Origin of the sequence: Nitratidesulfovibrio liaohensis (assembly GCF_011682075.1) — a bacterium.
Taxonomy (GTDB): domain Bacteria; phylum Desulfobacterota; class Desulfovibrionia; order Desulfovibrionales; family Desulfovibrionaceae; genus Cupidesulfovibrio; species Cupidesulfovibrio liaohensis.
In genome coordinates, this window is record NZ_VSMK01000072.1 from 1 (window position 1) to 7600 (window position 7600).

Annotated in this window: 5 protein-coding genes, 1 tRNA gene and 1 pseudogene; all 7 read left to right on the plus strand. The window is 65.7% G+C overall.

The window, feature by feature from the left end; translation table 11 throughout:
* Window positions 1-497, plus strand: a pseudogene (locus FVW27_RS03240) (hypothetical protein); the annotation flags it as partial.
* 273 nt (window positions 498-770) lie between these two features.
* On the plus strand, window positions 771-1913 hold the full coding sequence (locus FVW27_RS03245; protein WP_167122691.1) for an iron-containing alcohol dehydrogenase: 1143 nt from the start codon (window positions 771-773) through the stop codon (window positions 1911-1913).
* Window position 1914: 1 nt separating this feature from the next.
* On the plus strand, window positions 1915-3240 hold the full coding sequence (locus FVW27_RS03250; RefSeq protein WP_167122693.1) for a two-component system sensor histidine kinase NtrB: 1326 nt from the start codon (window positions 1915-1917) through the stop codon (window positions 3238-3240).
* A gap of 5 nt (window positions 3241-3245) precedes the next feature.
* The gene (locus tag FVW27_RS03255) at window positions 3246-4658 is read left to right on the plus strand and encodes a sigma 54-interacting transcriptional regulator (protein WP_167122695.1); all 1413 of its coding nucleotides are present in this window, start codon (window positions 3246-3248) and stop codon (window positions 4656-4658) included.
* A gap of 229 nt (window positions 4659-4887) precedes the next feature.
* A complete protein-coding gene (locus FVW27_RS03260; RefSeq protein ID WP_167122697.1) occupies window positions 4888-5955 on the plus strand; it encodes an ADP-ribosylglycohydrolase family protein in 1068 nt (355 codons plus the stop codon).
* 254 nt (window positions 5956-6209) lie between these two features.
* Window positions 6210-6286 (plus strand) — tRNA-Arg (locus FVW27_RS03265).
* Window positions 6287-6593: 307 nt separating this feature from the next.
* The coding region (locus FVW27_RS03270; protein WP_167122699.1) for a glutamyl-Q tRNA(Asp) synthetase at window positions 6594-7600 on the plus strand (1007 nt) is incomplete at its 3' end.

A 7600-nucleotide genomic window follows, 5' to 3' on the forward strand; every position in this document is an offset into this window, starting at 1 on the left:
GGGCGGCACGCTTTGCCGCGCGGCTGCACCGCCTGCACGAGGCGCGCATGGCCTGCGGCGATGGCCGGTTTGCGGCGCGGATGCAGCTTGTGTCCGCCGTGGTACGCGATGAGGCATCCGGCACCCTGCGCATCGAGTTCGGCCCCGAGCCGTTCGAGGCTCTGCGCGAAGCACCGGGTGCTGTACGCTTCATCGCGGACCGGGCAGCGCTGGGCCGCGACGGGCTGGGCAAGTGGCTGCTGGGCGTGGCCTGGACCCTGCGCGAAACCTGCCTGATCGATCCGCAACGCCTGCGGGCCATGGTGCCGGGCGGAAAGAACCGGGATATCCTGCCGCTGTTGCAGGAATTCACCCGGCGTGGTTATATCCGCGACATGGTCACCCGTTCCGACGGGCTCGTGATCGTCCAGCCGGGCCATCGCCCCGGCGGGCCGCATGCTGCGGCGCATGGGCGCGGCAACGGGAACATGCCGCAACTGTGCAGGTTGCTGACATAGCGGGATGAACGGGTGGCACCGCCGTCAGGCCGTCGTGGGGCGGATGGGCGGCAACCCCGCGCGCGGCGTTGTGGGACGTTGCGCACGGCGATGTGACCGGCGCGGGCTTGCCCGTGCATGGTCCGCTGCCGGAACACCGGTGCAGGCCCTTCTGGTGCCCCCGCCGGGTGAACCAGACGGGCAGGCCAGCCCGGTGAACCGGTACGGCAAGACACGACATACAGGGCAGGCGACGCCCCGCCGCACGGTGCGGGCTTCGGGAGCAGGGAGCACATGCGGATTACCAAATTCGCCATTCCGGAGATCATCTTCGGACATGGCAGCCTTGACCATCTTGCGCCGTGCGCTCGCAGGCTGGGCGCCTCGCGCGTGTTGCTGGTCAGCGACAAGGGCCTGGAATCCAGCGGCTGGGTGGAACGGGTCATGGACATCCTGAGCGGCAACGGCCTTGAATGGGTGTACTTTGCCGATTGCAGTTCCAACCCGCGCGACCATCAGGTGCACGAGGGCGCGCGGATATACCGCGAGGAACGCGCCGACGTGGTCATCGCCCTGGGCGGCGGCAGCCCCATGGACACGGCCAAGGGCATCGGCACCATCGTGGGCAACGGCGGGCGCATCAACGACTACGAGGGCGCCAACAAGATCATGCGGCCCCTGCCGCCCATGATCTTTCTGCCCACCACGGCGGGCAGCGGCTCGGACATCTCGCAGTTCTGCATCATCACCGACGTGGAACGCCGCCTGAAGATGTCCATCATCAGCCGCTCGCTGGTGCCCAACGTGTCCATCATCGACCCGCAGGTGCTGCTGACCAAGAGCGAGGAACTGATCATCGCCTCGGCCATCGACGCCTTTGCCCATGCCGTGGAATCGTACCTGTCGCTGCTGGCCTCTCCGTTCACCGACCATCAGGCCCTGCGCGCCATGGAACTGATCATGGCCAACCTGATGCCGGCAGTGGAACGGCGCGACCCGCAGGCGCTGGAACAGCTCAGCATCGCCAGCACGGCGGCGGGCATGTCGTTCAGCAATGCGGGGCTCGGCATCGGCCATTCGCTGGCCCATTCGCTGGGGGGCATGTTCGACGTGTTGCACGGGCTGGTGCACCCGGTGCTGCTGCCGCACGTGATGCGCTACAACCTGCCGGTGAGCGTGGACCGCCTTGCGGCCATCGGGCGCATCGTGGTGGGGCCGCGCGTGGTCAGCGCGGAAAGCATTGCCCGCGCGGGCATAGAGCGGCTGGGTGAGTTCTTTGCCGGGCTGGGCGTGCCGGTACGGCTGGGGCAACTGCTGCCCGACAGGTCCGCGCTGGAAACCATCGCCCGTACGGCAGTGCACGACGCCTGCACCCTGACCAACCCGCGCGCGGTCACCTGGCAGGACTTGCTGGCCATCTGCGAAGAGGCGTGGTGACATGACGCAGGGAACCAGCCTTGACGACCTTATCGGCATAGAGCACAGCAAGCTGGGCTTCTTTCAGGAACTGCGCCAGACCATCGAGCAGTTGAAGGCCGCGCACCGCGATTCGGAGCGCAACCGCCTGGAGATAGAGGCCATCCTGGATGGCATCACCGACCTGATGATGGTGCTTTCCAAGGACTTGCGCATCATTGCCGTGAACCACGTGTTTTACGACATTCTGGGCGTGCGTGACCCGGAAGGCCGCTACTGCTACGAAATCTTTCGCCAGCAGGACCACCCCTGCCCGGAATGCCCGGCGCACCGTTCGTTCGTTACCGACGAGGTGTGCCGCGAAACGTCCATCTTCCGCATCAATGGCCGCAAGCTGCAGTTCGAGATGGTGGCCTCGCCCATCAAGGATCCGGCTACGCAGGACCGCCAGATTCTCATCTTCAAGCGCGACGTGACCCTGGAAAAGGAATTCCAGGCCAAGTTCCACCAGGCCGAGAAAATGGCCACCGTGGGCATGCTGGCCGCCGGGGTGGCGCACGAGGTGAACAACCCGCTCACGGCCATCCACGGCTTTGCCGAGGGCATCCTGCGGCGGGTTGAGCGGCTGCGCGGCATCGTGGACCCGGAGATGCACGCCGACCTTGCGGACTACGCCGGGACCATTCTTGGCGAATGCGGACGTTGCCAGGAGATCGTCCATTCGCTGCTGACCTTCAGCAGGCCGCATTCCTCGGAATTCTCGCCCGTGAATCTGAACGTGGTGGTGGGCGACACCCTGAAGCTGCTGCACAACCACCTGAAGCAGCCCAAGTACCGCCGCGTGCGCATCGACGCGCGGCTGTGCCCCACGGCGCCGGTGGTGCTGGGGTGCGAGGCTCAGTTGAAGCAGGTGATGCTGAACCTGCTGGTGAACGCGCTGGATGCCTTCGACGGGCCCGCCGGGCCGGAGGGCAAGGGACAGGCCAGTCCTCCCAGAGCGGACGCGGGCAGTGCTGACGGTAACGCGGCAGGCGGTGACGAAGAACTCTCCACCGTGAACGGGGGGAGGGGACGCAACGGCGTCGAGGAGGTCATCACCGTCACTCCGTTCCGGGACGGACGCCACGCAGGGTTCGTGGTGCACGACACGGGTTGCGGCATCCCGCCGGAGCATCTCGATTCGCTGTTCGAGCCGTTCTTCACCACCAAGCCGGTGGGCCGGGGCATCGGCATCGGGCTGTCCACCTGCTATACCATCGTCACGGAACACGGCGGCGACATCCGCGTGGAAAGCCGGATCGGCGAAGGCTCCACGTTCACCGTCACGCTGCCGCTTCCGCCGGAGTAACCGACGTGCGCACCACCTACACCGTGCTGGCTGTGGACGATGAACCGTCCATAGGCAAGCTGCTGGAAAAGGAGCTTTCCACCCCCACCCGCACCGTGCATGTGGCCACCAGCGCCCGGCAGGCGCGCGAACGGCTGCGCCGCGCCACCTACGAGGTGGTGGTGCTGGACATCCGCCTGCCGGATGCCGACGGCATCGAATTCATGGTGGAATTGCGGCAGCGATACCCGGATACCGAGGTCATCCTGATCACCGGGCACGGCAACATCGACAACGCGGTCGAGGCCATGAAGCTGGGCGCCTACGACTACATCACCAAGCCGTTCAACCTGACGGAACTGGAAGTGGTGGTGGAGCGCGCGTACCAACGGGCCTTTCTGCGCAACGAGAACCGCGCCCTGCGCCACGCGCGTGACGGGGCGCGCCCGGCGGTGACCCTGATCGGCAATTCGCAGGGCATCAAGGAGGTGCGCTACCTGATCGAAAAGGTGGCCCCCACCGACGTGCCCGTGCTGATCACCGGCGACAGCGGGGCGGGCAAGGAAGTGGCGGCCCATGCCATCCAGTCATTGGGCAGCCGGGCGGACAAGCCGTTCATCATCAAGAACTGCGCCACGTTGCAAAAGGAACTGGCCCGCAGCGAACTGTTCGGGCACGTGCGCGGATCGTTCACCGGCGCGCTGGAAAACCGCGACGGGCTGATGGCTTTTGCCAACAAGGGCACGCTGTTCCTGGACGAGATAGGCGAACTGCCGGTGGAAGTTCAGGCATCGCTGCTGCGCGTGCTGGAAAACAAGACCTACCGCCGCGTGGGCGAGAAGGACCACCGCAGCTGCGACATCCGGCTGATCTTCGCCACCAACCGCTCACTGGCAGGCGAAGTGGAGGCCGGGCGCTTTCACGAGGCGCTGTACCACCGCATCAATGTGTTCAACATCGAAATGCCCCCCCTGCGCGACCGCAAGGAGGACATCCCCCTGCTGGCCGAATTCTTTCTGGCCCGCCTGGGCAACGGACGCGACGACCTGCGCATTTCCGACCGGGCCATGGCCTGCCTGATGCAATATGCGTGGCCGGGCAACGTGCGCGAACTGCGCAACGTGCTGGAGCGCAGCATCATCCTGGCCGAAAACAACCTGATTACCGAGCACGCCCTGCCGCGTGAACTGGCCGGGCTTGCTGGCGGTGCGGGCGGGACGGGAAGTGGGCAGGCGGGAAGTGCGACGGGCGGCGGCGCGCCGGGACAGCACGGCGCAGGCGGCGAATCGCAGGGACCGCTGACGCTGGAGGCCATGGAGCGCGAGCACATCGCCCGCATTCTGGAATTCTACGACAACAACCGCTCGCTGGCCGCCACGGCGCTGGGTATCAGCCGCAAGACGCTGTACCGGAAGATGCGGGAGTATGACATCGGGTAGGGGCAGTGTTGCCAGGCTTTCCCCTCTGGTTTGCGGGCGGCTGCGGTATACCGTGGCCGCCTTTTTCGTGCGCAGGCTGCCGTGCAGGGGTGCCGCCCGTTCCGGAGTGTGGTATGGTCACGCAGGTTCAAGCATTGATGGAAGGAAGGGCGTTGCGGCAACATCCACCCGGATCTTTATGTTTTTTTATCCATGATGGAGCGCGGCCATGACAACAGGACCTGATGGAATGCGCGACCGCGCCGCCGGGGCGCTGATGGGCGCGTGGATTGGTGACGGGTTGGGCCTTGGCCCGCACTGGTACTACGACCTTGCCGAGTTGCGGCGCGACTACGGCCCGTGGATAAGCGGGTACACCGACCCGAAACCGGGCCGCTACCACGACGGCATGAAGGCCGGGCAGCTGTCGCAGGCGGGGTTCATCCTGAAGTTGACGGTGCGCTCGCTGGTGGAACGCGGCGACTACGACCAGACCGATTTCTGCCGCCGCATGGACGAGGAACTGTTCCCGCTGCTCAACGGGCAGCCGGTGAGCGGTCCGGGCAACTACACCAGCCAGTCCATCCGCGAGGCCTGGCGACGCAGGGTGGAGCAGGGGCTGCCATGGGGGCAGACTGCGGGCCACGCAGACACCACCGAGGCCATCGAGCGTACCCTGGCCATTGCGGTGCGCTACGCCACGCAGCCCGCCCGGCTGGCCGCTGCCGTCAGCACCAACGCGGCACTGACCCAGGGCGATGACGTGGTGCTGTCGCTTACGGTGGCGTATGGCGCGGTGCTTGCGCTGCTGGTGCAAGGGCACCGGCTGACCCCGGAAATTTCCGAAACGTTAATGCAACAGGTTAAGGATGGGGTGTTGCCGTTTCATGCGGTAACCCGCGACGGCTTGCAGGCCCCCCGGCCCGGCGACCCGGACCCGCCGCGCGCCGGGCGTTTCGCCTCTCCCGATGCGCTGCTGTCGCCCGGTTACATGGCGGCGGCTGCGGCAGACCCGGACATCTGCATCGAACCGGCGTGGAAGGTGTCGCTGGTGTATGGCATGCCTTGCGCCATCTACCACATGCTTCCGGCGGCCTACTACCTTGCGGCGCGCTTTCACGACGACTTCGAGTCCGCCGTGCTGCACGCGGTGAACGGCGGGGGGCAGAACCAGGTGCGGGCCATTCTTACAGGGGCGCTGGTGGGGGCACAGGTGGGCTTGTCCGGCATTCCGCAGCGGTTCCTCGACGGACTGGAAGAAGGCGTGGAGCTGCGCGCGCTGGCAGTGCGACTGGCCGGGCAGGTGACGGCGGTATAGAGCGATAGCCTCCTAAGCTGTAGGCCACAGGTTGGATTTTTGTCGCGACGTTCCGGAAAAGCAGTCGGATGCGCGGACTCTGTTGTGGATTCTTGAGGGCTGAATGTCGTGCTGAAGGTTTTTGGTTACCTGTAGGTTGCCCAGCATCCTCAGATGTCATGAGCCGAAGATGCGTTTCTGCGTGCGGGAAGCCGCGTGCCGTCGATGTTGACCTTGACAATGCGCTGCGGCATCGTCTAGACACCATCGATTCCGCGCCCGTAGCTCAGTCGGATAGAGCGATAGCCTCCTAAGCTGTAGGCCACAGGTTCGATTCCTGTCGGGCGCACCAGAAAGCAAGAGGATACGAGATGGTTGTCTCGTATCCTCTTTGTCATTTTGGGCAGTTCGTATTGTTTGATTGTTGTTTTGTTGTTTGTTAGATATTCATGCAAAATGATATAGTATTTTTATGCGGGGACTCCGGTGCATGTCCGATTTTCGGACATTCCGCCGTCCCATCCTTGACATTCCCGGCAGAAGGTGATGCCGCTACGGGCATGCCGTTTCAGGATTTCTCTTCAATGCCGCAAGGCTGCCGCCCATCATCCGCAGCGTCCGCGAACCGCTCCGGGTGTCTGCTAACCGCTGTGCCGGACCTGTCGCGTCCCGTACGCGGGCGCCTGGCCCCCAGCCCGACCGGGCATATCCATCTTGGCAATGCTGCTTCCTTTCTGATGGCGTGGTTGTGTGCCCGCGCCGCCGGGGGGCAGATGGTGCTGCGCATGGAAGACATCGACCCGGACCGGTCGCGACCAGAATTTGCGGCGGACATGATTCGCGACTTGTTGTGGCTGGGGCTGGACTGGGACGAAGGGCCCGAGTTTTCCGACCTGCCCGATTTGCGGCCTGACCTGTTGCTCGATCCGCGACCAGACGGAGCGTCTGCGCCAGTGGCCAACCCGCCCTGCGGCGCGTGCGCGACACCCGGTGCCCACCGCATGCCGGGCCGTGGCGGTCCGCACGGGCCCTATTCGCAGAACGAGCGGCTTGCCCTGTACGCCGATGCGCTGGCCCGCCTGGAGCGGGAAGGGCACGTCTATCCCTGCTTCTGTACCCGCAAGGAACTGCGCTTGCTGGCGTCCGCCCCGCACGCAGGGGAATGTGGTCCCGCCTACCCTGGTACTTGCCGCAAGCTTGGTCCGGAGGATCGCGCCCGGCGTCTGGCCGAAGGGCGCCGCCCGGCCATGCGGGTGCGCTGCAACGACACGATGGTCGCCTTTACCGATCGCATAGCCGGGCCGCAGCGCATGTCGCTGGCCGAGTGCGGGGGCGACTTCGCGGTGCGCCGTTCAGACGGGGTGTTTGCCTACCAGTTGGCGGTGGTGGTGGACGACATCGCAATGGGCATCACCCAGGTGGTGCGCGGAGACGATATCCTGGCCAGCACCCCGCGTCAGATCTGGCTGTACCACCTGCTGGGCGCGACGGTGCCGGAATACGTGCATGTGCCGCTGCTGCTCGACCACGAGGGCGAGCGGTTGGCCAAGCGGCACGGTTCGCTGGCTGTGACAGCCCTGCGCGAGGCGGGCGTTTCGCCGCGTGCCATCGTGGGGTACCTTGCCTGGCGGCTGGGCCTGCGCGATGCGCCGGGGCTGGCCGCGCC

What these genes read in the sequence shown, in the direction of transcription:
- FVW27_RS03250 (WP_167122693.1), top strand. Translation starts at nt 1,915, where the DNA reads ATGACGCAGGGAACCAGCCTTGACGACCTTATCGGCATAGAGCACAGC.
- FVW27_RS03260 (WP_167122697.1), top strand. Translation starts at nt 4,888, where the DNA reads ATGCGCGACCGCGCCGCCGGGGCGCTGATGGGCGCGTGGATTGGTGAC.
- FVW27_RS03245 (WP_167122691.1), top strand. Translation starts at nt 771, where the DNA reads ATGCGGATTACCAAATTCGCCATTCCGGAGATCATCTTCGGACATGGC.